Annotated in this window: 24 protein-coding genes and 1 tRNA gene; 12 read left to right on the top strand and 13 right to left on the bottom strand. The window is 56.3% G+C overall.

Annotated elements, in window-relative coordinates; all coding sequences use genetic code 11:
* The first annotated feature begins 91 nt into the window (after nucleotides 1–91).
* Together RA28_RS12975 and RA28_RS12970 are read left to right on the top strand one after the other, a co-directional pair.
* On the top strand, nucleotides 92–604 hold the full coding sequence (locus tag RA28_RS12975; RefSeq protein WP_039529286.1) for a toxin-activating lysine-acyltransferase: 513 nt from the start codon (nucleotides 92–94) through the stop codon (nucleotides 602–604).
* Complete coding sequence (locus RA28_RS12970) at nucleotides 605–1,516, top strand: Hint domain-containing protein (RefSeq protein ID WP_039529282.1); 912 nt, start codon at nucleotides 605–607, stop codon at nucleotides 1,514–1,516.
* Here RA28_RS12970 and modC read toward each other — a convergent pair.
* Genes modC through modA form a run of 3 tightly spaced genes read right to left on the bottom strand, consistent with a single transcriptional unit; the run spans nucleotide 1,513 to nucleotide 4,071 of the window.
* On the bottom strand, nucleotides 1,513–2,607 hold the full coding sequence (modC, locus tag RA28_RS12965) for a molybdenum ABC transporter ATP-binding protein (protein WP_039529278.1): 1,095 nt from the start codon (nucleotides 2,605–2,607) through the stop codon (nucleotides 1,513–1,515). The two genes, RA28_RS12970 and modC, sit on opposite strands and share 4 nt — an antisense overlap.
* The gene (modB, locus tag RA28_RS12960; RefSeq protein WP_039529274.1) at nucleotides 2,604–3,296 is read right to left on the bottom strand and encodes a molybdate ABC transporter permease subunit; all 693 of its coding nucleotides are present in this window, start codon (nucleotides 3,294–3,296) and stop codon (nucleotides 2,604–2,606) included. The genes modC and modB overlap by 4 nt, the downstream gene beginning before the upstream one ends.
* 4 nt (nucleotides 3,297–3,300) lie before the next feature.
* On the bottom strand, nucleotides 3,301–4,071 hold the full coding sequence (modA, locus tag RA28_RS12955; protein WP_039529510.1) for a molybdate ABC transporter substrate-binding protein: 771 nt from the start codon (nucleotides 4,069–4,071) through the stop codon (nucleotides 3,301–3,303).
* 191 nt (nucleotides 4,072–4,262) lie between these two features.
* Between modA and RA28_RS12950 the strand changes: the two genes are divergently transcribed.
* The 5 genes from RA28_RS12950 to RA28_RS12930 all read left to right on the top strand — a co-directional run bounded on the left by RA28_RS12950 (nucleotide 4,263) and on the right by RA28_RS12930 (nucleotide 7,639).
* Nucleotides 4,263–5,516, top strand: a complete 1,254-nt coding sequence (locus RA28_RS12950; protein ID WP_039529271.1) for an aminotransferase class V-fold PLP-dependent enzyme — start codon at nucleotides 4,263–4,265, stop codon at nucleotides 5,514–5,516.
* A gap of 83 nt (nucleotides 5,517–5,599) precedes the next feature.
* Nucleotides 5,600–5,675: transfer RNA gene (locus RA28_RS12945), tRNA-Val, on the top strand.
* Between the two features lie 338 nt (nucleotides 5,676–6,013).
* Entirely contained in the window at nucleotides 6,014–6,568 is a 555-nt protein-coding gene (locus tag RA28_RS12940) for a hypothetical protein (protein ID WP_152612084.1), read from the top strand.
* Nucleotides 6,558–6,965: a hypothetical protein gene (locus RA28_RS12935; protein WP_039529266.1), complete on the top strand. Its 408-nt coding sequence runs from the start codon at nucleotides 6,558–6,560 to the stop codon at nucleotides 6,963–6,965. The genes RA28_RS12940 and RA28_RS12935 overlap by 11 nt, the downstream gene beginning before the upstream one ends.
* 257 nt (nucleotides 6,966–7,222) lie before the next feature.
* Nucleotides 7,223–7,639, top strand: a complete 417-nt coding sequence (locus RA28_RS12930; protein ID WP_039529263.1) for a hypothetical protein — start codon at nucleotides 7,223–7,225, stop codon at nucleotides 7,637–7,639.
* Between the two features lie 228 nt (nucleotides 7,640–7,867).
* Here RA28_RS12930 and RA28_RS22515 read toward each other — a convergent pair whose 3' ends face one another.
* The 3 genes from RA28_RS22515 to dcm are packed head-to-tail and all read right to left on the bottom strand — an operon-like array spanning nucleotide 7,868 to nucleotide 10,807.
* Nucleotides 7,868–9,079, bottom strand: coding sequence for a type II restriction endonuclease (locus RA28_RS22515; RefSeq protein ID WP_082029820.1), 1,212 nt, complete (start codon nucleotides 9,077–9,079; stop codon nucleotides 7,868–7,870).
* A 10-nt stretch (nucleotides 9,080–9,089) separates the two neighbouring features.
* Nucleotides 9,090–9,548, bottom strand: a complete 459-nt coding sequence (locus tag RA28_RS12920) for a very short patch repair endonuclease (RefSeq protein WP_039529260.1) — start codon at nucleotides 9,546–9,548, stop codon at nucleotides 9,090–9,092.
* Between the two features lie 5 nt (nucleotides 9,549–9,553).
* Nucleotides 9,554–10,807, bottom strand: coding sequence for a DNA (cytosine-5-)-methyltransferase (gene dcm / locus RA28_RS12915; RefSeq protein ID WP_039529258.1), 1,254 nt, complete (start codon nucleotides 10,805–10,807; stop codon nucleotides 9,554–9,556).
* 307 nt (nucleotides 10,808–11,114) lie between these two features.
* On the opposite strand from dcm, the gene RA28_RS12910 reads away from it, so the two are divergent.
* Nucleotides 11,115–11,750 carry a recombinase family protein gene (locus RA28_RS12910; RefSeq protein WP_039529255.1) on the top strand — a complete coding sequence of 212 codons (636 nt, stop codon included), beginning with the start codon at nucleotides 11,115–11,117 and terminating at the stop codon, nucleotides 11,748–11,750.
* Nucleotides 11,751–12,563: 813 nt separating this feature from the next.
* On the opposite strand, the gene tuf is transcribed toward RA28_RS12910, so the two are convergent.
* From tuf to rpsL, 4 genes are all read right to left on the bottom strand, one after another.
* Nucleotides 12,564–13,739, bottom strand: coding sequence for an elongation factor Tu (tuf, locus tag RA28_RS12900; protein ID WP_039529249.1), 1,176 nt, complete (start codon nucleotides 13,737–13,739; stop codon nucleotides 12,564–12,566).
* A gap of 84 nt (nucleotides 13,740–13,823) precedes the next feature.
* Nucleotides 13,824–15,941, bottom strand: coding sequence for an elongation factor G (fusA, locus tag RA28_RS12895; protein ID WP_039529245.1), 2,118 nt, complete (start codon nucleotides 15,939–15,941; stop codon nucleotides 13,824–13,826).
* 18 nt (nucleotides 15,942–15,959) lie between these two features.
* Nucleotides 15,960–16,430 carry a 30S ribosomal protein S7 gene (rpsG, locus tag RA28_RS12890; RefSeq protein ID WP_039529242.1) on the bottom strand — a complete coding sequence of 157 codons (471 nt, stop codon included), beginning with the start codon at nucleotides 16,428–16,430 and terminating at the stop codon, nucleotides 15,960–15,962.
* 15 nt (nucleotides 16,431–16,445) lie between these two features.
* Nucleotides 16,446–16,817, bottom strand: coding sequence for a 30S ribosomal protein S12 (gene rpsL, locus RA28_RS12885; protein ID WP_005621086.1), 372 nt, complete (start codon nucleotides 16,815–16,817; stop codon nucleotides 16,446–16,448).
* Nucleotides 16,818–17,213: 396 nt separating this feature from the next.
* On the opposite strand from rpsL, the gene RA28_RS12880 reads away from it, so the two are divergent.
* Entirely contained in the window at nucleotides 17,214–18,020 is an 807-nt protein-coding gene (locus RA28_RS12880; RefSeq protein ID WP_039529239.1) for a putative rhamnosyl transferase, read from the top strand.
* Here the strand turns inward: RA28_RS12880 and RA28_RS12875 are convergent.
* Nucleotides 18,005–18,874 (bottom strand): DMT family transporter, encoded by an 870-nt coding sequence (locus tag RA28_RS12875; RefSeq protein WP_039529236.1) that lies wholly within the window; start codon nucleotides 18,872–18,874, stop codon nucleotides 18,005–18,007. The genes RA28_RS12880 and RA28_RS12875 overlap by 16 nt on opposite strands.
* Nucleotides 18,875–19,117: 243 nt before the next feature.
* Here RA28_RS12875 and RA28_RS12870 point away from each other — a divergent pair, with 243 nt between their 5' ends.
* The 3 genes from RA28_RS12870 (at nucleotide 19,118) to RA28_RS12860 (ending at nucleotide 20,814) form a co-directional block, all read left to right on the top strand.
* A complete protein-coding gene (locus RA28_RS12870) occupies nucleotides 19,118–19,720 on the top strand; it encodes a GntR family transcriptional regulator (RefSeq protein ID WP_039529234.1) in 603 nt (200 codons plus the stop codon).
* Between the two features lie 90 nt (nucleotides 19,721–19,810).
* Nucleotides 19,811–20,401: a biotin transporter BioY gene (locus tag RA28_RS12865; protein ID WP_039529230.1), complete on the top strand. Its 591-nt coding sequence runs from the start codon at nucleotides 19,811–19,813 to the stop codon at nucleotides 20,399–20,401.
* Complete coding sequence (locus tag RA28_RS12860) at nucleotides 20,398–20,814, top strand: DUF1284 domain-containing protein (protein WP_039529227.1); 417 nt, start codon at nucleotides 20,398–20,400, stop codon at nucleotides 20,812–20,814. The genes RA28_RS12865 and RA28_RS12860 overlap by 4 nt, the downstream gene beginning before the upstream one ends.
* A 384-nt stretch (nucleotides 20,815–21,198) precedes the next feature.
* On the opposite strand, the gene RA28_RS12855 is transcribed toward RA28_RS12860, so the two are convergent.
* Both RA28_RS12855 and rpoC read right to left on the bottom strand, forming a co-directional pair.
* Nucleotides 21,199–22,455, bottom strand: a complete 1,257-nt coding sequence (locus tag RA28_RS12855; protein WP_039529223.1) for a tetratricopeptide repeat protein — start codon at nucleotides 22,453–22,455, stop codon at nucleotides 21,199–21,201.
* A 61-nt stretch (nucleotides 22,456–22,516) separates the two neighbouring features.
* Nucleotides 22,517–26,758: a DNA-directed RNA polymerase subunit beta' gene (gene rpoC, locus RA28_RS12850; protein ID WP_039529219.1), complete on the bottom strand. Its 4,242-nt coding sequence runs from the start codon at nucleotides 26,756–26,758 to the stop codon at nucleotides 22,517–22,519.

Below are 26,758 nucleotides of genomic sequence, written 5' to 3'. Positions count from 1 at the left end.
TTGCTTCAGGATTGCGTCGCGCCGGACAAAAAGCTTTATTTGAATATGATACGGGGTATTATTTTGAAATGTCAGCCCAATCAGGTGTGATTTGAAAAAGCCCTTTCCAAAAGACTGGTTCGATTTGCCGCCGGATAAATATGCGGACTTTGGGGTTCTTTTTTACCTTGCATCACTAACGAAAACACACCGCAACCGGACTTTGGGGCAAGTGCTTTACGCTTTTGAAACGCCATTGCGGCTGGGCCAGTACCACATCTTTCGGCAAAACGGGTTCCCACGCGGATTCGTGACCTTCGCCGGGCTGAGTCCCGAGGCAGAACACCGCTACGCCGTGCAGGAGAAACCCCTGAAAGAGGCCGACTTCACATGCGGATCATCTTTTTGGATCATTGATCTGGTCGCCCCGTTTGGCCAGACCAACCAGATTGTTGAAATCCTGAAAACCGAAATCCCACATCCCAGAGTGCGCACCAACAGAATGGACAGCGACTTGACACGCAACCGAATTGTCGAGTGGACTCGGGACGACGCGGGCGAGGTTCATATGCGCCTTTATCGAAAAAAGGAATTCGCGCAGGCGTTGAAAGAAGGGAACACATAGTTGGTTTCAGTTACTGGCGATACCACGGGACTTGTCACAGGCGACCCGCCGAACCAGGCAATGGGCGATCTTGATGCCACCAGTATTGCGCCAATTCTGGATGAGTTCTGGCAGATCACCACTCCGCCAACGTTTGGCACAGCTTCCATCGACCCCGATACCGGCGAGTGGACATACACCGTGGACCCCACGGTTTTTGACAGTCTGGACAACGGGGAGATCCTGAACGACACGTTCGAGGTTCAGGTCACCGCGACAGTTGCCACCTTCCTGGGCCCGATCCCCGTAACACCCGACCCCATAACGATAAATATAACCCTCGAAGGCGTTTGTTTCACAGCCGGCACCCTGATCGACACCGACAGGGGGCCGCGTTTGATCGAAACCCTGTGCGCCGGGGATTTCGTACAGACGGCCGACCACGGGTTGCAGCCGATCCGTTGGATTGAAAGCAATCTGCTGGATGCGGCGCGATTACGTGAGAACGCCGCGTTGCGACCTGTTCGTATCTCAGCCGGAAGTCTCGGGCCCGGCGTACCTCGTCGCGATCTGCTGGTGTCCCAGCAGCACCGCATTCTGATCCGTGGGCCAAAAGTGGAAATTCTGTTCGGCGCACAGGACGTGCTGGTTGCCGCCAAATACCTGTGTTCCTGGCCCGGCATCCGGATCGACACATCCGACACGCCCATCGAATACCTTCATATCCTGATGGAACGGCATGAGATTCTGCTTGCCGAAGGTGCCTTTGCCGAAAGCCTGTTCTTGGGCGACGAGGCACTACACGCTCTCTCATCTGATGCATTGCAAGAACTGGCGGCAGTCTTTCCGGATCGCCCCAACGCCTCAAACCCAGGATTTGGGCGCGCTGCCCGTCTCATCCTGCGAGAGCACGAGGCGCTGGCGCTCGCCTAACCACTTAGCGCGCCGCCGACATCCTCGGGCGCCAGCGCGACGGTTTTTATGACGGCATAGCAATGACTGCCCGGTTGAAAACCCAAGGACGTAAGCGACCGCCGCGTGACCCGTGCCAGCACCACACCCGCCTGCGTCTTGACCGACACGATCGCCCCGGGCCCTTCGCCGGCCCGGATTGCCTCAATATGACCGTTCAGAACGTTCAAGGCCGACAGACCTTCGGGCTTTTTACTCGACAGGATGACCTCTTGCGCCGGAATGCGAATGCGAAGGTCCTGACCTATACGGTGCGCCACGCGCGGTAAGAACAACCGCGCCCCACCGGCATCCAGTTCGGACAAGCCATCCTCATGATGCTTGGCGACGCGCACCCGCAGAACCGCACCGACAGCCCGAATGCCCGCGGGCGCCACGGACGGGTCTGAAAGAACCTCGGACGCGGGGCCGTGACGCACGACCTTGCCATCCTGCAAAGCCACCACCGACGTGGCCAGACGCGCAACTTCTGCCGCCGAATGCGTGACGTACAGGATCGGAACCGAAATCTCATCCCGCAAGCGCTCAAAGTACGGCAGAATCTCGGTTTTTCGCGCCTCATCCAACGCGGCAAGCGGCTCGTCCGCAAGGATCAATCGCGGCGCGGCCAAAAGGGCGCGACCGATTGCGACGCGCTGTTTTTCTCCACCCGACAGCTTTGCAGGACGCCGGTTCAGCAGATGACCGATCCCCAACATCTCGATCACGCGATCCGGTTTCTCACGTTTCGCATCTCTTGGCGCAAACCAACGGCCATACGCCAGATTTTGGCGAACGGTCAGGTGCGGGAACAAGCGGCCTTCCTGAAAGATGTATCCCAGACGTCTGCGATGTGGTGGCAGCCAGATGCCTTTTGTCGTGTCGAACAGGACCCAATCATCAACCGACACACACCCGGCGCTTGGGCGCAACAACCCGGCCACGGCGTTCACCACGGTCGTTTTCCCAGAACCCGAACGCCCGAACAACACTGTCACGCCCGGCGGGGCGTCGAAATCCATGTCCAATGCCATCTCCGGCAACTGGTGTTGCAATCGCACGGACAAGCTCATGTTCCAGCCACCCGTTGCGCAACGCGCCGAGCAACAAATTCCGACAACAGCAACGCCAGCATGGCAACTGCGATGGAGATGATGACAAGGCGCGTCGCCGCTGCTTCACCGCCCGGAACCTGAAGGAAAGCGTACACCGCAGATGGCAGGGTTTGCGTTTGGCCCGGAATGTTCGAGACGAACGTAATCGTTGCCCCAAACTCTCCCATCGCTTTGGCAAAGGCCAGTATTGCACCGGCGATAACCCCCGGCAGGATCATCGGCAACGTGACCGTGGCAAAAACCAGCAGGCGCGATGCGCCGAGCGTCGCGCCCGCTTCCTCAAGCTTGGGGTCGACCGCTTCGATCGACAGTCGAATGGCCCGGACCATCAGGGGGAAGGCCATGATACCAGCCGCAAGCGCTGCACCCGTCCAGCGGAAAGCAACGACAATTCCAACTTCAGCCAACAGCCTGCCCAACGGGCCCTGCACCCCAAAAGTCAGCAAAAGAAGATAACCTGTCACGACCGGCGGCAGGATCAGTGGCAAATGGACCAGCCCGTTCAGAACCTGCCGACCCGGAAATCGCCAGCGTGCCAGCGCGTAGGCCACAAATATCCCGAACGGCAAAGCCACCAAAGTCGCCCAAAAGGACACGCGCAAGGAAAGGCGCAAGGCCTCCAACTCTGCTGGTCCCAACCATCCCATCCGGTTACCGGCCCGGCAGGGTGAACCCCTGCCTCAGAAATTCGGCGGTGGCGGCCTCCGATTGCAGATATGCAAGAAATGCCTCCGCCTCGGGCTTGGAGTCGAGGATCAAAGACGCAGGATAAACGATCGGAGCATGCGCCTCTGCCGGAAAAACGCCGACAAGGCTTACCCTGTCCTCGGCCAACGCGTCAGACCGATAGACAACACCCAAAGGAGCCGCCCCTGCGGCGACCAAAGCCAAGGCCGCGCGCACGTTATCTGCTTGCGCAATCTGTCCCTGGACCCCGTCCCAAAGGCCTAAAGACTGCAAGGCCGATTTGCCGTAAATCCCTGCGGGAACCGCGTCCACCAGGGCCATCGACAGATACCCGCCATGCAACCGCTCAGGCAAGTTAAAGTCCGGGCCGATCTCGGCACGCTCACTGCCCGCAGCCCCGATCAACGCAAGCTGGTTTCCAACAAGATCAACGCGAGAGACAGGGTCCAGCAAACCGTCCTGTTCCAAAACATCCATCCACTCCACATTGGCCGAGATAAATATGTCCGCAGGCGCACCCAGCTGGATCTGCCGGGCCAGAACCGACGATGCCGCATAAGACACCGTTACCGAATGACCACCCTGAGCCTCGAACGCCTCGGCGATTGAATCCAGGGCTGTTTTCAAGCTGGCGGCAGCAAAGACCAAAACGCCCTCGGCCCCGACCCGGGAGGGCGTCGCCAACGCGGCACAGATCGCAAGAGCAGCGATAAGGCAGCGAAACACGTTGGTCATCTTGTGCCTCCGGTTCAATGGGTTGCGGTCCCCTTCGGCATATCGGAGGCGGCATAGGGCAGGCAAGGCCCCATTGCCCGTACCGCAATTGCGTGACCCCGGTTGTTTTTGCCCGGGTTTTTGTCGCGAACGGGATTGATCGGTCCCTGAATTCAGGTTGATCTGCAAAAGCATACGATAGGAAGAATAGCATGCTCCAACAGTCCCCCGACCTGATCACGGAAATCCGCACCCGGTTCGCGCATGTAGACGAATGCCCGTTCCAGGGCCCGCGCATCTTCTTTGAGAACGCCGGCGGAGCATTGACGTTGAATTCAGTGATCGAGACCTCGGCAAAATTCGCAGCCATCCCGGACAATCAGGGGCGCGACAACGTGGCCAGTCACGCGCTGGTCAATATTATCAACAAAGCAAAAGCGGATATGTCCGTCTTCATGAATGCCCGCGGCGGGCAGTTCTTTGTCGGCGAAAGCGGCACCGAACTGCTGTTCCGAATGATCCGAACCGCCTGCGTCAACGCGCCCGCTGGCAGCAAAGTGATCGGCAGTTCCATCGAACACCCGGCCAGCCGCAGTGCCGCACGCCGCTGGGCCGGGATTGCCGGATTGGAATACGTCAACGTTCTGCATGACGACACTCGTGGCCTGGTGACCGCCGATGCCTATCGCGCGCATATGACCCCGGACGTGTCCGTTGCGACGATCCTGCATGCCTCGCCCGTAACGGGCATGGGCATGGACGTGGCCGCGATTGCCCGGGCGATACGCGAGGTCGCGCCCGCCTGTTTCATTATTGTGGATGGCATTCAACATGCAGCGCACGGGCAGATGGATCTGAACAGCTATGGGGTCGATGGCTATGCGATTTCGCCTTACAAGGTGTTCTCGCGCCACGGGTTCGGTGTGGCGTGGATATCCGACCGGCTGACCGCGCTGCCCCACGACCAGTTGATCAATGCGCCAGCCGAAGGATGGGAGTTCGGAACCCGCGACACAGGCGCTTATGCCACCATGTCTGATGTCGTCGGGTACTTTGATTGGCTGGGCTCGCAAATCTCGGACGCGACAGACCCGCGCGCCCGAATTGAGGCTGCAGGCCAAGCCATCCATGCCTACGAGACTCATCTGACGCAAGCGATGATCAACGGGACGGGTAACCTGCCGGGACTGCGGGACATGGACCACATCTCGATTCTTGCCGGGGCGGACAACCCGGCCCGCGAAGGGTTGGTTTCCATTGTGGTGCGCGACATGCCCTCCGCCGAGGTGGTCACAAAGCTGAACACGCAAGGCATCAGAACCCACACACGCAAGGCGGACCACTACAGCGGTAATGTCCTTGATCCGCTGGGTTTGAGCGATTGCATCCGGATTTCTCTGTGCCACTACAATACCGAACAGGAGGTAGCGCAGTTACTGGCCGCCCTGAAGGAATTGCAGGCCTAAAAGTCCTTGCGCGTCAGGGCACGAAAGAAATTCCTCAGAACCCTCTTGCAACCGCCCGCGCGCTTGGATAAATCCCCCCTCACGGGTGATTAGCTCAGTTGGTAGAGCGCTTCGTTTACACCGAAGATGTCGGGAGTTCGAGTCTCTCATCACCCACCATATCCATCCATTGAAATCAAACAATATTTTTGGCCTCACCGCGGATACTGTATGTGATTCATTGGCGACCTGTATGTGACTCGGCTTGGTGCCACCGCTTCCTTTGAAGGCCGATTCCGTACATCTTCTGTGGCTAGACACCCTATGTTACTCCGACAAGCAAGGTGTTCCGAACTGCCCAAGACCCGCTGTCAGATACCAGACCGTGACCCGTCTGATTTTTGACATTTGAACGATTTTGTGGTAGTTATATTCCATAAGACCGAGACACCGGGGGTGTCTCAAATGCGCCGGGGGCGCTGTCTGTTCATCTGAAAATTCAACTACTTGGAGGGCCAATGAGCTACGGACTCCATTCTATCAGCTCGGCTGCAATATGCCAATTGTATGCGGTAACGCCTCGTACGGTTCACCGCTGGCTGAATGAACCCAATCCTGCACCACGCCTCCGCGATGGTACTGAGCATTTCTACGCACTTGGCGACCTAATCTCGCGCGTATCTGATCCGATGCCCCTGCTTTTTTATCAGCGTCAGACGCATCTTACCACTCCACCCGACGTCGATCTGGGGTTGGAAGTAGCGGGGCGCGCAAGGCAATTGTGGGAGGCACTGGATGACGCCCAGCGCAACCGTGCGGCTAAGATACAGGTTAGCTTTCGCGAGACCATTGCGCGCGCTTTTTGGGAGAAGTTACAGTACCTTGATGGTCAACAGCTCGCCAATGCGTTGCTTCTCCATCCAGCAATCATCCAAGCAGTATTTGGTGATGATCTCCCTGAAAACTGGGAAGATTTCTGTATCTCGTTCACGATCAAGAACACTCCGACCAAGGCAATTTGGCGCTTGGCGATGACGCACACTTATCAAGAAGGAAAAAGAAATGTCGCATGAACCTAAATTTTCGATCACCGAAGAGATGATCTCATTTCACGAAGAGTCCTCCGGAGCGACCGAGGCGCTTCTGGAAAACTTGAATAGCGCAATTGCTGGTGCTCGACTGTCGTCAATTGTTGCGAAAGTCACTGCCATTGTCGCACGCGAATTCGGAGTAGAAATTGAGCCTGATCAGGCGTTGACGCTGCCCGGAGTAAAGGCGGCTGTAATTGGGGGTGGTTCTTTGGATCGCGATACGATCATTGCAAGTGCACGCAACAAGGTTCCTTCCGTGGCTTACGCTGCAGGAAATTGGGCCCAAGAAACGGATGATGACCACCAGAAGCCCGCAAACTGGAATGAACTCCCGCCCGCTGAAAGGATTAACTGGGCGCGCCGTCGCGGGCTTGCATGATGAACGCTAGTAGACGAGCTTTTGCACGTTATCAGCGTCGCTGTCAGCTTTGGCATGCACATCGATTGCTTTGTCGGGACTACGCAGAGTTCCGCCAACACCTTTCCAGAATTGAACTGGCGGTCGCCGCTCAATTGCGTACCGAATTCCCCGAGCTTGCGCAGGGTCGCTCCTAGCCCTGCGCAGCACCGCCCCCGGCGTGGTTGTTGCCAGACCACGCCGGGGCGCACCAAACATCCCAACAAGAAAGATAAGTAATGAGTATCGAGCTAACCCCCGTCGAAAAGCCACGTGTATATCTCGCGCAGATCGATGCACTCGGCATCGAGAATGACCCCAAGACTATCCGTGACCGCATGCTTGAGCGCCGCGCGTGGCTGTCTACGCACCTTGACCCGCAGGACTACGCTGACGCGCTCCTGCTGGCTGAGGCCATCGATACCAAGTTGGTCGAACTGGGCCACGGTCTTAACTTTGCAGTTTCTTTGCGCGCGGTCCGGGAGGCGGCAGAGACCGACCTGACGGAATGCGTGTGGGCGCTGGAATTGCTAGGCGCTCACGAGGTCCGCCCCGGCGTCTACGGCAATACTGATTCGCTTCCGGTTGTAGAAATCGGCAGTCTCGAGGACTGGCGTCTGTCCGGCCACCAGCGGGTTGCTGAGCAACTTAGTTGATTTGCTAAGAACCACAACCCTCCTACAATGCAACCCGGTTGCAGGGGACCCTGCTGCTTGAACCCACCCCATGTCTCAATTCACAATTCGGTCTCAAAAAATTTCAGATGCCGCCAAAAAGAGTTGCAATCGGCTTACCCTCTCACCGGCCTACTGGCATGGATTTCAACGGGAATTGAGGCCCAAAGACAATTTAACTCGGCGACCTAGTCCTAGTGCAAACTACCTTCAGACAGCACGTAGCTCAGCCATAAACGCTTCGACTGTCAGTATGTGTGGGCGAATGTCTTTTGCGTATCGCTCGATCCTTTTCTCCGGAACAACCAACCGAATCCCCGCGTCGGTAATCAGCTTGAACTGCGCCTCGGAAACACCTTCCTGCAGCGTCAGCAAATGCCGCGTCGGGAGGTCGGAACATTCCTCTGTGACCTGTCGCCAACGGTCTTTGAAAGTTGTCTTAACAGCAAGCATGTGTACCCGCTCACGCGGGCATGTAGCATCCAAATAAGCAGCTTCGTTTGGAAAAATAAAGTCGGGATTGTTTCCTGATTTCGGTTGATAGGTAAAGTCCTTACCTTCCTGAAATGCTTCCTCTATCAGGATTTCCCGCATGTGCAGTTCCAACGATTTCCCGGAGCGGGCCTTGCGACGTTGAAGAACGGTTTGAGCAGCGGCAAGGAATTCTGCAATCGTGGCAAATCCAGCCTGAGCACGGGGCAATTCCACTGCCTCTTCTAGAGACTGAAACAGTTCGAACTCACAATCGCGCCGCCTAAGCAGTCTTTTGTCGACCATCAGTACGCTGTCTGGCCGTAATTCAATCACTTTTTGGACGATCTCAGCTCCACTGGGAAACTTTTTGAGCCACTGCTGCGGCAGTTCGTGCTTTGCCAACCTGCAATCGGCGCGGACGGCGGTTTGAAGAAGTGCCAACAGCCCCCCGTCAGGGGGCCACGTTGTCCAGCGGCCCGGTTCTATCGGGCCAGTTTCGCGCTCGACCATATCTTCTTCGATTTCGTTCCGACATACCCAAACGTTACAAGCCTTGGCGTCTCCGTTACTACCAAAGGCAAAAGCAAAAACGACGAGTGCACCGGTGCTTTCAGGGTCAAGCAAGGCTGATGAAGCCCCACCAAAATTCGTGAGTCTTGTTTCGTCGCGCGGTCGGTTTGGCTTGGGGACCTTCCAATACTTATTGTTGTACCATGTTGCCGTGACGCGCCTGAAGTCCGGGTGTGAATCAATGGTAAGATCGATTTCAGCCTTAGCGTTAGCGTGTGTGTGTTCCTTTAGTGAAGGGAAGAGCCGAAAGAACACCCCCTTAGGAACGTAAGGTCCTGCCTGATGCGAACCGTTCGCTAGTGTGTCATTGCCAGACAGGCGTTTGACGTACCACAACCACCCTTCTGAATGTTCTTCTAACCAGTCTGACAGGTCCATCCAGCCGTCCTCAATCAAATTTGCCTGAAATCTCGCCCGTAGCTGCGTCGGATATTAGCCACTCGCCAATACTGCCCACAACCTCAGGTGGTTCAAGCCTTCCTCTACCCATAAGAGCACATTCCCACACGACAAATTGCCGCCAACCGGACGCCAGAAGTGCGCTGGTCACCTCGATGTCGCGTTCAGCATTGCGCCTGAGTTTTCTGCGCCAGAATTCCGAGTTTTCGCCGCCCGGCTGTTTGAAGCGGGGGCAGTCATGCATATGCCAGAAACAACCATGGACGAATAAGGCTGCCCTATACTTCTTCATTGCAAGATCAGGCTTTCCGGGAAGCGATGAACTCAACCGGAACCTAAATCCCGCTCGATGCAAGGCAGAGCGCAATAGCTTCTCGGGCTTGGTGTCCCGCCCCCTGATAGCCGCCATATTGCGGCTGCGAGTTTCCCGATCATGAACGTCCGTCAAGCTAACTAGAGCGCCTCCTGAGCGGCCTGTGCCACGCCTGCAACCTCTGCAATGTGCGGCAGCATCAATCGCGCCACATCTGTAGCCACAGGCGCGACAACCGCATTGCCAAATTGTTTATAAGCTTGCGTATCTGAAACTTTGATCTTGAAACTGCTTTCGCCCGGCTTGTCGAAGCCCATCAACCGCGCGCATTCGCGCGGTGTAAGGCGGCGAGGTGAGCCATTGGGACGACGTATCAAGATTTCTGATCCGTCTTTGTAGTAACGTGCGGAAAGGGTTCGGGCCACGTCTTCCGGGCCGTTCAATCCGAACCCGAACCCGTTACCCGCAGCTCGGTGCTTTTCCGCATAGCGTTGTAGATAGTTCCAAAGGTGTTCAGTAAGCACATATTTTTCAGACACTTTGGCCTTAGGGCCAGTGGTGAAATGCCCCTCGGCTTTTTCCGTCCCGTTTTCCGGGTGCAGGATTGTAGAAAGTTTTGGGCCGCTCAGTGGGTCGCGATCTTTTAGCGGTTGGAGGCTAAAGTCAGTGACTTTCCGCTCGCGGGGAAACCCCACTATGAATATGCGCTGCCGGTGCTGCGGCACCCAAGACTTGGCATCAAGGATCATAGGGAAGATGTCATACTCAAGTTCATCTTCAAGCGTTTGACGGATCACACGAAACGTGCGCCCCTTGTCGTGATTGGCAAGGTTGCGAACGTTCTCCAATAAAATGGCCTTCGGGCGGTGATGCTTGACGATGCGGGCTACATCAAAGAATAGGTTACCTTGGTCTTCGCACGCAAAGCCATGTGGTCGCTTCAATGCATTCTTCTTCGAAACACCAGCGATAGAAAACGGCTGGCATGGGAAACCGGCCAGCAATACTTCGTGTTGAGGGATTTCCGTTTCACTGACTTGAGTAATGTCGCCCGCGATTTCGTCGTCAGTTTCGCCGTAGTTCTGCGAATAAGTTATGCGCGCATATTTGTCCCACTCTGACGTGAAAACGCATTGGCCGCCGACGCCTGTCTCCATGTCGAAAGCACGGCGCAAGCCTCCAATCCCCGCAAACAGGTCTATGAATCTAAATGCCGGTTCGCCATTAGATTTCTTTGGTGTGATTTTAGCGGCAAGTAGCTTCTCGACTTCGGCAGGCTTAGGGCCACCTCTGCCTTCTTCCCAATTGTACACCGTGCGGTTTGGACGGCCAAGAAGTCCTGCGACTTCTGGAACACTCAGGCCGGTTTGCTCTCGAATTTCGGTGAAGTTCATGCCCCTGCTCCTTTTTTTGTTCTGGGAATCTCTGTGCCATATTGGCACAAGAACATCAAGAGAACATTAAAGGAACCTACGCAACATATCGGTACAGTGCGCAGCAAGTCCACCACCTATTGAAGCCCGCTGTGCAAGCATGAAGTTACAGTTGAAGAGTGAAACGTACTGTAAATCGTGATTTCTTTGGCCATAAGTCGGCCTATTCAATTGGAGTAAGCATCCAGTTTATTCCCGACGAACTACATTTTCATACGAGCATGAACGCGCCTCCATCTACCGACCGTATAAACGGACAGAAGGCAATATGTGCAAAACCATCCTGTACGCACGAGTTTCGACTGCTGACCAAACACTTGACCATCAGAAAACCCAAGCCGTGGCTGCAGGGTTCGAGATTGACGAGGTAGTGTCAGACCATGGGGTGTCTGGTGTCAGCACGACCCTACAGGAAAGACCAGAGGGCAAGCGATTGTACGACAAGCTGCGCCATGGAGATACGCTGGTCGTCCGCTGGGTGGATCGCTTAGGCCGCAATTACCAAGATGTAACTGACACGATCAGGCATTTCATGAGACAGGGTGTCGTTGTTCGGACAGTGATCAACAACCTCACCTTCGATGGCTCGACGGCAGATCCCATGCAGGAGGCCGTGAGAGACGCGCTAATAGCCTTTATGGCAGCAACGGCACAAGCACAGGCTGAAGCCACCAAGGAGGCTCAACGGGCTGGAATAGAGATAGCCCGTAAAGATGGATCAAAGTACCGGGGCAAAAAACCGAGCTATGACAGAGATAAACTACACGTTGTGTTGGAAATGTTGGACAACGGAAGTGGAGCAACTGAGATCGCCAAAGTCACTCAACTGACTCGTCAAACAGTTCTCCGCATCCGAAAAAGCCCATCAGCAGCGGAGGTGGCTTTAACACGTTGGGGAATGTGAAATGGTTTTAGTTTAACTGTCTGTGGTCATACCCCCCCCAAAAAACTGTCACGTAACAAGCGCAACCAACGCGCCGAAACATGCGACCTCGCAAAAACCAAAACAGACTCCATTGTCGACCGGGAACCAATGAAAGAAACACACACCAAAATAGAAGTTGAGTTGCAGCGCAGCGAAATGGAAGTTGACTATCGCTTGAGGGTCATAGCTGCTAACCTAATCCGCCTCGCCCGAGGTGGTGGCAAGGCATATGAATTGGAGGCCCAAATAAATCAAGCGCAACTTGCTTTCGAACGGTACCGTGAATTGGCTACGCACGGTGTTCCTCCTCATGTTATCGATAGGGCTTTAGCGAGCCCAAATGCCCCACGGAGGAAGCAATTTAAGTTGTGATGAAAATGCTTGAGGAAACTGGCTTCCGTCGATTGACATGTGCTGATGTCAGACTTCCTGCCATCGACAGACTCTTAGCCTTGTCGGGGTTTCTTTTACGGATCAATTCTGAGTGCAGTGAAAGATAACGTCACGCTAATAACTGAAACCATATTGCGCTATCAAAAATCCTGCGCGTTTAAATGGAGGCTTGAGAGTTTGTTTCTCTTGTCATCCTGCATAGCGATCCATCTAAGTTACGGTTCGCCTAATGTTCATCGAACTTTCCTTGGTAGAGCAAGAGAACAATCGGCGTCCACGCCGAAAGCTGTTCACCAAGCCGTATCATGGAAGGCGGCAACCCACCCTCTCACTCATTTCAGGCACAAAAAAGGGCGTCCCTTGGGACGCCCTTTCTGATTGATCATTCGCTTACGCGACTTACTCGATGATCTTCGACACAACGCCCGCGCCGACGGTGCGGCCGCCTTCGCGGATGGCGAAGCGCAGGCCGTCTTCCATCGCGATGGGCGCGATCAGTTCGACGGTGAAGCCGACATTGTCGCCGGGCATAACCATCTCGGTGCCGGCTGCCAGGGTCACGGTGCCGGTCACGTCCGTGGTCCGGAAGTAGAACTGCGGGCGGTAGTTCGCGAAGAACGGGGTGTGACGACCGCCTTCTTCCTTGGTCAGGATGTAGGCTTCGGCTTCAAACTTGGTGTGCGGGGTCACCGAGCCGGGCTTACACAGAACCTGGCCACGCTCAACTCCGTCACGGTCGATACCGCGCAGCAGGGCGCCGATGTTGTCGCCCGCTTCACCGCGGTCCAGCAGCTTGCGGAACATCTCAACACCGGTACAGGTGGTTTTCTGAGTGTCGCGGATGCCGACGATTTCAATCTCGTCGCCCACATTGATCACGCCACGCTCGACACGGCCGGTCACAACGGTACCACGGCCCGAGATCGAGAACACGTCTTCGACCGGCATCAGGAACGGCTTGTCAACTTCACGCTCAGGGGTGTCGATATACTCATCAACAGCCGCCATCAGTTCCTTGATCTTCTCTTCGCCGATTTCCGGGTTGTTGCCTTCCATCGCGGCCAGAGCCGAACCTGCAATGATCGGAACATCGTCGCCGGGGTAGTCGTAGCTGGACAGCAGCTCGCGCACTTCCATCTCAACCAGTTCCAGCAGCTCTTCGTCGTCGACCTGGTCAACCTTGTTCATGAACACGACCATCTTCGGGATGCCAACCTGGCGGCCCAGCAGGATGTGCTCGCGGGTCTGAGGCATCGGGCCGTCAGCGGCGTTCACAACCAGGATCGCGCCGTCCATCTGGGCGGCACCGGTGATCATGTTCTTGACGTAGTCGGCGTGACCGGGGCAGTCGACATGCGCATAGTGGCGGTTGTCGGTCTCGTATTCCACGTGGGCGGTCGAGATGGTGATGCCGCGCGCTTTCTCTTCCGGCGCACCGTCAATCTGATCATACGCTTTGAAGTCACCAAAATACTTGGTGATCGCTGCCGTCAGCGTCGTCTTGCCGTGGTCAACGTGGCCAATCGTGCCAATGTTGACGTGCGGTTTTGTACGCTCAAACTTTTCCTTTGCCATGATGGCCTCCTTGTTTTGCGGATGCCGGGCTGAAGCCCGGCCTACAATTGCCGGGCAGGCCGGGCGTGCGCCCGGCCTACCGTCTTATGCGAATTTCGCCTGAATCTCGTCCGAGATGTTCTGCGGAACCGGATCGTAGTGGTCGAACTGCATGGTGAACTGGGCACGGCCCGACGACATCGAACGCAGGGTGTTGATGTAGCCGAACATGTTCGCCAGCGGCACAAACGCGTCGATCGCGATTGCATTGCCGCGCGGTTCCTGACCAGACACCTGGCCCCGACGCGAGGTCAGGTCGCCGATGATACCGCCGGTGTATTCTTCCGGGGTGATCACTTCGACTTTCATGATCGGTTCCAGCAGTTTCGCGCCAGCTTTGCGCATGCCTTCACGCATACACATACGGGCCGCGATTTCGAACGCCAGAACGCTCGAGTCAACGTCGTGGAACTTACCGTCCAGCAGGGCAACCTTGAAGTCGATCACGGGGAAGCCAGCCAGCGGGCCGCTGTCCATGACCGAGTTGATGCCTTTTTCAACACCCGGAATGTATTCCTTCGGAACGGCACCACCAACGATGCGGCTCTCGAACGAATAGCCTTCGCCCGCTTCGGTCGGCTGAATCTCCAACTTGACTTCCGCGAACTGACCCGAACCACCCGACTGTTTCTTGTGGGTGTAGGTGTGTTCGACCGGCATCGAGATGGTTTCACGGTACGCCACCTGCGGTGCACCGATGTTCGCCTCGACCTTGAACTCGCGCTTCAGACGGTCCACCAGGATGTCCAGGTGAAGTTCGCCCATGCCCTTCATGATGGTCTGACCGGATTCCAGGTCAGTTTCCACACGGAAGGACGGGTCTTCGGCAGCCAGACGGGCCAAGCCTTGCGACATCTTTTCCTGGTCGCCCTTGGTTTTGGGCTCAACCGCGATCTCGATCACCGGATCGGGGAAGGTCATGGTTTCCAGAACCACCGGATCCTTCGCGTCACACAGGGTATCACCGGTGGTGGTGTCTTTCAGACCCGCCAGCGCGATGATGTCGCCTGCAAACGCTTCTTCGATCTCTTCCCGGTTGTTCGAGTGCATCATCATCATACGACCGATGCGCTCTTTCTTACCTTTGGTCGAGTTCAGGATCGAGTCGCCCTTGTTCATGACACCCGAATAGATCCGGGTGAAGGTCAGCGAACCAACAAAGGGGTCGTTCATGATTTTGAACGCCAGACCCGAGAAGGCCATGTTGTCATCGGCACGGCGTGCGATGTCACGAACTTCGTCCTCGTCGCCGGGCTTGAAGCCCATGTAATCGACAACGTCCAGCGGGCTGGGCAGATAGTCGATCACAGCGTTGAGCAGCGGCTGAACGCCCTTGTTCTTGAACGCGGACCCACCCAGAACCGGAACAAACGCGATGCCCAGGGTCCCTTTGCGCAGCAGGGCGCGCAGGGTTGGCACGTCGGGCTCATTGCCTTCCAGGTATTCCATCATTGCGTCGTCGTCCATTTCGACGGCCGCTTCGATCATCTTGCCGCGCCATTCGTCAGCCATGTCTTTCAGGCTGTCGCGGATGGGGGCCTTGACCCAGCTTGCGCCCAGGTCTTCGCCCTGCCACAGCCATTCTTCCATAGTGACGAGGTCGATCAGACCTTCGAGCTCGGACTCGGCGCCGATCGGAATACCAACCGGAACAGCGCGTGCGCCAGTGCGGTCTTCGATCATGCGAACGCAGTTGAAGAAGTCTGCGCCGATCTTGTCCATCTTGTTGACGAAGACCATACGCGGAACCTTGTAGCGGTCAGCCTGACGCCACACGGTTTCGGTCTGGGGTTCAACACCGGCGTTTGCGTCCAGAACGCAGACGGCACCGTCGAGAACCGCCAGCGAACGTTCAACTTCGATGGTGAAGTCAACGTGGCCGGGGGTGTCGATGATGTTCAGGCGGTGCTTGGGGGTATCGGCGGTCTGACCGTCTTCGGTGCGTTCCCAGAAAGTCGTGGTTGCAGCCGAAGTGATGGTGATGCCGCGTTCCTGCTCCTGCTCCATCCAGTCCATGGTGGCTGCACCATCGTGCACCTCACCGATGTTGTGGGATTTACCAGTGTAATACAGGATACGCTCCGAGCAGGTGGTCTTGCCTGCGTCGATGTGCGCCATGATACCGAAGTTACGGTACAGTTCGAGCGGATATTCGCGTGCCATTTTTGATAAGCCTCTGAATTACCAACGGTAGTGGCTGAAGGCTTTGTTCGCCTCGGCCATCTTGTGGGTGTCTTCGCGCTTCTTCACGGCGGTACCGCGGGACTGTACAGCGTCCAGCAGTTCACCGGCGAGGCGTTCTTCCATGGTGTTTTCGTTGCGGCCACGCGCAGCAGTGATCAGCCAGCGGATGGCCAGTGCTTCGCGGCGCTCGGGGCGCACTTCGACCGGAACCTGATAGGTTGCACCACCAACCCGGCGCGAGCGAACCTCGACCGACGGTTTGATGTTGTCGAGCGCTTCGTGGAACACTTCGACCGGTGCGCGCTTGATCTTGTTCTCAACGCGGTCAAAGGCGTTGTAAACGATGCGCTCTGCGACCGACTTCTTGCCGTCGATCATCAGGTTGTTCATGAATTTGGTCAGTACCTTGTCGCCAAATTTGGCGTCAGGCAGGACTTCGCGTTTTTCGGCGGCGTGACGACGTGACATATCAGCCTCTCCTTCTTACTTGGGACGCTTCGCGCCGTATTTCGAACGACGCTGCTTACGGTCTTTGACGCCCTGAGTATCCAGAACACCGCGCAGGATGTGGTAACGCACACCGGGAAGGTCTTTCACACGGCCGCCACGGATCAGAACAACCGAGTGTTCCTGCAGGTTGTGGCTTTCACCGGGGATGTACGAGATGACCTCGAACCCGTTGGTCAGGCGCACCTTGGCAACCTTACGCATAGCCGAGTTCGGCTTCTTCGGTGTGGTGGTGTACACACGGGTGCAAACGCCGCGCTTCTGCGGGCACTGCTCCAGGTGCATGGACTTCGAGCGTTTTACTTTGGGCTGCCGCGGCTTGCGGATCAGCTGTTGAATAGTTGGCATTCCGGTTTCTTCCCCGTTTTGCAACACACATGACATGCACGCGCGCTGCGTGCGGTTAAACTTTGCTGCACTTATGCGTCCACAAGCGCAAAACCCGCGAGCGTTCCCATTCCGAGGTGAACGTCGCGGTTGGTTATCAGAGGGCGCGAACGGCAAAAGTGTCCGGGCCTTGACCAGTTCATTACTGAAATCGGTTATGGGGCGGCCCCCGGTACCGAGATGGGCGCGTATTAAGGGGAGTCGGGCCGCGTGTCAACAGCACACCCGTCCGCTTGCCGCGCCGACCGATTTGTGCCGCGTTATCAAATCGCACGCGTGATATCCACAGGCCATTTGGATTGCCGAGAAACCCCGACGCAGGCATAGTCAGAAAATGCGCTGAACCCCAGGTGGACCATGCAAGTCATCGGCCTTTGCCGCTTTTCATACCCCGCGATCGGCGGCTTTCAGGTCGAACACGCGACGATCGAGGATCGCCGCCGCTATCTGTATGCCTCAAAACGTCTGGAGGAACGGTTCAGGCTGTTTGAAACGATCACGTTGCCCGGCTTGAAGGCCCAGACCGACGACCTGTTCAACTTTGTCGTCGTGGTGGGCGATTGCCTTCCGAAGTCTGCAAGCGACCGGCTTATCGATCTAACGTCGGGAATTAAGCAGGTTCAGATCGTGGCACGGCCGTCTGGTGAGCATCGAAATGTAATGAAGGCCCTTCTGAACCAGGCTCGCACGGATCCCGCCCGCCCGTGCCTGCAGTTCCGGCTGGATGACGATGATGGCGTGGCCATCGATTTTGTTGAACGCCTTCGCGCTGCTGCTGTCGATTGTAGAGGGCTTATCAGTGCCAACCCGACGGTCGCGATTGATTTCACTCATGGCTACATAGCAGAGGTCCGTGCCGGAGAGATAAACGCCATGCCGGTCCATAGATCGTTGGTCACTGCGGGATTAGGCATGTATGTCGGCGGCGGTTGCGATCTGACGATCATGAACTTCGCCCACCAAAGGATGGGCCGCTTCATGCCGGTCGTTTCATACCCGGACGGCCCTATGTGGGTACGCACACTGAACGGGTTCAATGACTCGCCCAAAGCGCGCAAAGGAAAACTGACGCTGGAGAGATTGACGCGCGAACAGGATCAATTGTTCTCGGAACGCTTCGCGATCACAGCCGACGACATCAGACAGTCTTATTCAGCCGCCTGAACCACACGTTCACGGAACAGCGTAAACAAGCCTGCCCCGACAACCAGCGTCGCGCCAATCATCGTGATGGAGTCCGGCCAATCTCCAAACACGAGCCATCCCAACGCCAATGCCCAGATCAGGCTGGAATAGCGGAACGGCGCTACGAATCCGACCTCCCCCACTCGCATGACCATGACGCTGAAAAGATAACCCATGAGAACAAACACCGCGGACGAACCCAGCATCAAGCCAGACGGGATTGGCACGGCGACCCAACCTTCGACCGCAGATGCAAATCCGGCAGTCAGCGTAATCGAAAGTGACGTGGCAAGTGTCACAACCATTGACGGAACTTCGGGCGACATGCGGCGCGTGATCAGATCGCGCAGGGTTACCGAAACTACGGCGATCAGCGCATAGATCGCATAGATGCTAAAACCTTCAGGACCGGGCCGGACAATCAGCAACATTCCGGCAAACCCCATTCCAATAGCCAGGATTCGACGCCAGCCGATATGCTCTCCAAAAAACAGGGCAGCGCCCAGTGTTACGGTGAGCGGCAGCACCTGAAGAACCGCTGTGACATTCGCCAGCGGCATATGCATCAGAGCCGTCAGGAAAAAGAAGGTAGCGGACAACTCTGAAAGGCAGCGCAGGGCGATCAGCCATCTGTCATGGTGAGAAAAATTGAGGTGAAGCGCACCCAGATTTCGGGCGAGAAGGTAGATCAACAGGGTGGCCAACGCCCCCCGCAAAGCAACCAGTTGAAACAGGGGCATATCCTGACCGACAACCTTGACCAGCGCGTCATTGACGGTAAATGCCGCCATGCTGCCCATCATAAGCAACGCGCCTTTTACATTTGGGGTCATTCTGATCCCGTCCGGTTTCTGGTTTTATAGGCATTGGCCTACTAGGTTGATGCAATGTCAACTCATGACAGGCAAATCAGAAGTTTTGGGTGGGTGCTCTACCAGCCAGCTTTAGTAGGCTCCGACGATAGTCGATTTTTGGAATTGGCGCGCAGACGCATCGTCTTTCAATGCTGTGTGTTGGTCGCCGACCTTCCGAAACAAAGACTTTTCCAAGTGATCCGCCAAAGTTAAACCATCATCATGTCTGATTTATCTAAGAAACCTGCAGCAATTGCCGACGTCCTCGCGGAAGAAATCATTAGAGGCGAAATCGCTCAGGGTGCGCGGCTCGCGCAAGAGCAGATCGCCACACGATTCAAGTGCAGTCACGTCCCTGCCCGGGAGGCGCTTCAGCGCCTTGTGCAGATGGAACTCGCCACCTTTATCCCAAAGCGCGGTGTCAGAGCGTTTTCTTTGAATGCAGAAGACCTGGACGACATCCTGGAGATGAGACTTGCCTTGGAACCACTGGCGTTGGCGAAAGCTGTGGCCAATGCGACGCCAGCGGACATGCGGGAAATGGAAGTCTATCGGCTTGCTTGCGATGTTGCCAGAGATCCCATTTCCTGGGAAAAAGCCAACCGCCAGTTTCACTTGGAAATCCTGAAGCCCTGTGGGCGGCCACTTTTGTTGGGACGTATCGAGCAGCTTCAGCGCCTTTCCGCGCAGAAATTTCATGCCAAATGGCGCGAAACATGGCTCAGCACCTCGGACAACGATCATGTCGCAATTCTCCACGCCATGGAACGAAAAGACGCAAAAACCGCATGCACCATCTTACGACGGCACCTCGCGCGCGGATGACTATGGGATTGCCTTTACAAATTATCTATACTTTAAATCTGCGAGGATTCGAATCCCGATTTTAATAGATAAAATGTAAGGTATGTCGAAATGACCCCATCCAAAACCGCACTCGCTGGCAATGTTTTCAAAGCATTCGATGTGCAGGGCTTAACCCTACCATGGAAAATTGCCGCCGTTTTCATAGGCACTCTTTTCCTCACCCTGTCGTCATACATCGAAGTTCCAATGATACCTGTTCCGATCACGATGCAGACATTTGCGGTTACGCTCGTGGGTGCTCTCTACGGATGGCGTTTAGGCGGTATCACAATCGCAACGTGGTTGATGGAGGGTGCCCTTGGGCTGCCTGTTCTGGCCGGAGGAGCTGCAGGAGCTCACCACTTTCTAGGCGCGACCGGCGGTTATCTCTTTGCGTTCCCGGTCGCCGGCATGGTCGTCGGTTGGCTGACAGAGCGTGGCTGGGACGGGTCGCGCGTTTGGCTATCGTTTAGCGCTATGCTTATTGGCAATGCGATCTGCCTGATCCTTGGCGCAGCTTGGCTTGCTGTGCTGATCGGGGTGGAACAAGCGATTATGGTTGGCGTCGTTCCCTTTGTGTTTGGTGGCATCCTGAAATCCGGCCTCGGGGCGATGACGCTCAATCTGCTGACACGTGGCATCAAACGTACCCCGGTATGACAGTCCGCCTGCGTGCCCACCATCTGCTTTGCATTCTTACTTATGTAGGCAAGGGGTACAGCCCCGCATTCACCAACAACATGACGGCGATTGCGGGGCGAATATCTGCGGGAGAGAGTATCGTAATTGTAGAGGGGCCAGATGATATCTGTGCCCCTCTCCTCGCCGAAGATAACGCCCACTGTCGAGACGAACACGTTCACAATCGAGACCTGCAAGCTGCGAAGGATGTCAACAGGGTTCTGCAGGTTCAGACGCATGCCGGCGCAAAGATCAAATTGGATAAAGGTTCGTTGCTTCGGCTTCGGACAACTTTCACACAAAATCAGCTTCGACCCGCCTGTATCGGCTGCAAGTGGGGAGACTTGTGTACCAGCATTTCTTTGAATGATTACAAAGGTACATTCGTTTAACCGCCCTTGCGTTAGCGGTGATAGACGGGCTGCTCTCAGGTTTCGGTCGTGACAGAGGATGAAACGATCGCGCGGAACATTGATCTAAAACTTCGCACCAAAAAACGGTACTTGGTGATCCTGCATTCAGGCTCACGTACAAGAATGAGCTTTCGCGGTCAGGTAAGCAGTATTTTCCCAGTCTAGATTCCGCCGCGAAAACGCGAGCCGGAGAAGTTTCTTGTGATTTGCGATCAAGGACCTCAACGCGGACATTGCCGCCGTCCAGTTTCTCTAAACCGATTCTGGCATTCCGAAGAATACGAAGTGCTTTACACCAAAGTTACGACTCCGACTGCGGCGGGACATCTTAATGCTTTCTCGTCGTTCGAAATTATATTGATCTCATTTCCAGGGCATTTGGGGATAGAGACGCGCCCAGTTGCACTCGGCATCAGCAAGGCAAGACCGAACGGCGGTTTTGGTTTCTTCATCATAGATTTTGGTTTGATCACCTTTGTAGTGACCCCCGATTCCCATCATTTCCTGTGCGTAGCCGATCACACTTTTGTGGGCTACGGAGAGAGATTTGTCCCAAACGACGAGCGCCTCAGCAGATCGGTCCTGCACTTCGTAAATGGATGCTACACGAAATAGGGCCTGTAAAAGCTCTGGCGAGTAGCCTCTTGCGGCATTCCAATTCTCAGGTCTGGCTATGCGGATAGCTTCCAGATAGCTAGCCAAGGCCTCGTCCTCGCGACCGAGCCGGTCGAGAACCTCACCCCGACGGGTCCAAGGCACGTGCGTGTAAGGTTTAACTGTAATAAGCTCGTCCAGAGAAGCCAATGCGTGTGTCCACTTCTCTAGGTCCATTTGCAATTGGATTTTTAGTCGTAAGGCATCGCGATAGACCGAAGAGAATTGAGCATTGCGGGTACTAAACTCATCCGCAGCGCAGGAGTTCCCCGCCGCCCTTAACTCTCGTATCTGCGCTCTGAGTTGTTTTCCGACCCGTTCATAAAGTTCCCGATCCGCTGTCAGTGAGTCCAGGTCGTCAATCGCGTCTTCATGTTGACCCATCTGGGCACTTATCCAAGCGCGTCGCAATATCAGATGTTCAGGTCGATCTGTTGAACTTATCAACTGGTCCAGAACATCTTGCGCCCCGCGATATGGTCCATCCCTGAAGTTCGCCAAATGATTGACAAAGGCGAGGTACTGGTCGTGTTGCGCGGTACATTGTCTGGTCTCAATTATTTCATCCAACGCGGACTGACCATTTTTTCCAATTTTATACGTTACGTGAGTAATATCGCCCAATATGCGATGTGTCCGGCAGTACAGTGGGTCTGCAACCAAAGACATGTGATAGTCGGAAATAGCTGCTTCCACATCCCCGGCAAGCATGTTCAAGCGCCCGCGCCAATACCAGGCCCAGGCAAAATTTGGATCAAGTTTCACCGCCTCGGTGGTGTCGGACAGTGATCCTTCAAGATCATCCAGCACGTATTTCACCCATGCCCTTTTTCTCAAAAGAACTGGTTTCTGATCAGCGTTGTCATAACCCGAAATTACCTTGTCAAGCACGGCAAGCGCTTCGCCGCATACCTCGGTTTTATAAGCCGATTGAACGAATACATCACTCGCCGTCGCACCAGACAATCTCCACAACAAAAAAGGCCCCGCAAAACTGCGGGGCCTTGATTTGTTTATGAGGCGATGATTACTCGCGGCTTTCCGGGGTTTCGACCAGAACGTCCAGCTCGTCACCGACCATATCGTCGTCCATCATCGGCGCTGCCAGGGCAGCGGCGGCTTCGGCCTCTTCCCGGCGGGCTTCGATCACCACGTTGTCGCGCGATTGCGCGACCTGGCGGACTGCCTGAGTGGCCCCACCGGTACCGGCGGGGATCAGGCGACCGACGATGACGTTCTCTTTCAGGCCAACCAGCTTGTCCTTCTTGCCCTGAACCGAGGCCTCGGTCAGAACGCGAGTGGTTTCCTGGAACGAGGCCGCCGAGATGAACGAACGCGTCTGCAGCGAGGCCTTGGTGATCCCCAGGAGGATCGGCTCGCCCTGAGCTGGGCGACCGCCGCGATCGATGGTCTTCTCGTTGGCCGCGTCGAACTCCTGCTTGTCGACATGCTCGCCTTTCAGCAGGGTGGTGTCGCCTGAATCCAGGATCTCCCACTTCTGCAGCATCTGGCGCACGATGACCTCGATGTGCTTGTCGTTGATCTTCACGCCCTGCAGGCGATAGACATCCTGCACCTCGTCGATCATGTAATCCGCCAGCGCTTCGACACCCATGATGGACAGGATGTCATGCGGGGCCGGGTTACCGTCCATGATATAGTCCCCCTTCTGCACGAAGTCGCCTTCCTGCACCGGGATATGCTTGCCCTTGGGCACCATGTACTCGATCGTTTCCATCGACTCGTCAGCCGGTTCGATGCTGATGCGGCGCTTGTTCTTGTAGTCGCGGCCAAAGCGCACGTAACCATCGGCCTCTGCGATGATCGCGTGATCTTTCGGACGGCGCGCTTCGAACAGTTCGGCCACACGCGGCAGACCACCGGTGATGTCCTTGGTCTTGGCACCTTCGCGCGGAATACGCGCGACAACGTCACCGGCTTCGACCGTCTGACCGTCTTCGACCGAGAGGATCGCATCCACCGACATCGGATAGTGAACCGGGTTGCCCGCATCGTTGCGGACCGGTTCGCCATCTTCACCGACCAGAATGATCTCGGGCTTGAGGTCGCTGCCTTTTGGGGCCGCGCGCCAGTCGATCACGATCTTCTGGGTCATGCCGGTTGCGTCGTCGGTCTCGTCACGGACGGCGAGGCCCGAAACCAGATCAACGTATTTTGCAGTACCGGCTTTTTCGGCGATGATCGGCAGGGTGTAGGGATCCCATTCGAACAGCTTGTCGCCACGCGCCACCTTGGTGCCGTCCTTGACGAACAGCTTGGAGCCGTAGCCCAGCTTGAAGCTGGCACGTTCTTCGCCGTGCTCGTCGTTGATCACCAGCTTCATGTTCCGGCCCATGACCAGGCTCTCGCCTGCGGCATTGACCAGGATCTGCGGGTTCTCGAACGCGATGACACCGTCCTGGTTGGCTTCCTGGAACGACTGCTGACCACCTTGGGCAACGCCGCCGATGTGGAAGGTCCGCATCGTCAGCTGCGTACCGGGTTCACCGATGGACTGGGCGGCGATGATGCCGACAGCCTCACCCGTGTTCACCATGGTGCCGCGTGCAAGGTCACGACCGTAGCACATTGCGCAGACGCCTTCCTCGGACTCGCAAGTCAGAGGCGAGCGGATGCGGGCAGACTGAACGCCAGCCTCGTCAATGGTGTCGGCCATACGCTCGTCGATCAGCTGACCGGTTGCCACGATCACCTCGTCCGAACCCGGACGCAGGATGTCGCTGGCGGCGACACGGCCCAGCACACGTTCAGCCAGCGACGCGACAACTTCACCGTCGTTGACCGCTGCTTCGGCGGTGATGCCGCGATCGGTGCCACAGTCGATCTCGCGCACGATACAGTCTTGCGCCACGTCCACCAGACGGCGGGTCAGGTAACCCGAGTTCGCCGTCTTCAGAGCGGTATCAGACAGACCCTTACGGGCACCGTGGGTCGAGTTGAAGTACTCGAGAACGGTCAGACCTTCCTTGAAGTTCGAGATGATCGGCGTTTCGATGATGTCACCGTTCGGCTTGGCCATCAGGCCGCGCATACCGCCCAGCTGTTTCATCTGAGTGACCGAGCCACGCGCACCCGAGTGGGCCATCATGTAGACCGAGTTCGGTTCCTGATCCGACCCGTCGTCGGCTTTGGCGACATCCGAGATGGTGCTCATCATCGCCTCGGTAACGCGGTCGTTACACTTCGACCAGGCATCGACAACCTTGTTGTACTTTTCGCCCTGAGTGATCAGACCGTCCATGTACTGCTGTTCAAAGTCTTTCACCTGATTGCGGGTGTCATCGACGATGCCCCACTTGTCGCCCGGAATGACCATGTCGTCCTTGCCGAACGAGATGCCCGCCTTGAACGCCTCTTTGAAACCCATCGACATGATCTGGTCACAGAAGATGACCGACTCTTTCTGACCACAATAGCGGTAGACAGTATCGATCACCTGCTGCACTTCTTTCTTCCGCAGCAGGCGGTTGACCAGTTCGAACGGCGCTTTGTTGTTCAGCGGCAGCAGCGCTCCAAGGCGCAGACGGCCCGGAGTGGTTTCGTAACGCTTCTGAACCTCGTTGCCTTCGTCGTCGATCTGCGTAATCCGCGCGGTGATTTTCGAGTGCAGATGCACCTCACCCGCGTCCAGCGCGTGCTGAACTTCTTCGATCGATCCAAAGATTTTGCCTTCGCCGGGCATGCCTTCACGTTCCAGGGTCACATAGTAGAGACCCAGGATCATGTCCTGCGACGGAACAATGATCGGCGCGCCGTTTGCAGGCGACAGAACGTTGTTTGTTGACATCATCAGAACACGCGCTTCCAGCTGGGCCTCAAGGCTCAGCGGGACGTGAACGGCCATCTGGTCCCCGTCGAAGTCGGCGTTGAAGGCCGAACAGACCAGCGGGTGCAGCTGGATGGCTTTACCTTCGATCAAGACCGGCTCGAACGCCTGAATGCCCAGACGGTGCAGCGTCGGCGCACGGTTCAGCATGACAGGGTGTTCGCGGATCACCTCGTCGAGGATATCCCACACTTCGGGACGCTCTTTCTCGACCAGTTTCTTCGCCTGTTTCACGGTCGAAGACAGACCCTTGGCTTCAAGGCGCGAATAGATGAACGGCTTGAACAGCTCCAGCGCCATCTTCTTGGGCAGGCCACACTGGTGCAGCTTCAACTCGGGGCCGGTCACAATGACCGAACGGCCCGAGAAGTCGACGCGCTTACCCAGAAGGTTCTGACGGAAGCGGCCCTGCTTACCCTTCAGCATGTCCGACAGCGATTTCAGCGGACGCTTGTTGGCGCCAGTGATCACACGGCCACGACGGCCGTTGTCGAACAGAGCGTCAACGGATTCCTGCAGCATCCGCTTTTCGTTGCGGACGATGATGTCAGGCGCGCGCAGCTCGATCAGACGCTTCAGACGGTTGTTCCGGTTGATGACGCGGCGATACAGATCGTTCAGATCAGACGTCGCGAAACGGCCACCATCCAGCGGAACCAGCGGACGCAGTTCCGGCGGAATGACCGGGATCACGGTCATCACCATCCATTCGGGACGGTTGCCCGACTCGAGGAAGGATTCAACGACCTTCAAACGCTTGATGATCTTCTTGGGCTTCAGTTCGCCAGTTGCTTCGGCCAGATCAGCGCGCAGCTGCTCGGCTTCAGCTTCCAGATCGATCTGGGCCAGCATCTCACGGATGGCTTCGGCACCGATATTGGCGGTGAACGCGTCCATGCCATAGGCATCCTGCGCATCCATGTACTCTTCTTCGGTCAGCATCTGGCCGTAGGTCAGGTCGGTCAGACCGGGCTCGATGACGACGTAGTTTTCAAAGTACAGAACGCGTTCCAGATCGCGCAGAGTCATATCCAGCATCAGACCGATGCGGGACGGCAGCGACTTCAGGAACCAGATATGTGCGACGGGTGCGGCCAGTTCGATGTGGCCCATACGCTCGCGGCGGACTTTCTGCAGGGTGACTTCCACACCGCATTTCTCGCAGACAACGCCGCGATACTTCATCCGCTTATATTTGCCGCACAGACATTCGTAATCTTTGATCGGGCCAAAGATACGCGCGCAGAACAGGCCGTCACGCTCGGGCTTGAACGTCCGGTAGTTGATGGTTTCGGGTTTCTTGATCTCGCCATAGGACCAAGACAGGATCCGCTCGGGCGACGCCAACGAGACCTTGATCTCGTCGAAAACCTTTGGGGGCGTCAGCGGGTTGAACGGGTTGTTGGTGATTTCCTGGTTCAT

This window comes from Ruegeria sp. ANG-S4 (genome assembly GCF_000814005.1).
Lineage (GTDB): Bacteria > Pseudomonadota > Alphaproteobacteria > Rhodobacterales > Rhodobacteraceae > Ruegeria.
This window is presented reverse-complemented; position numbering and strand designations above follow the sequence as displayed.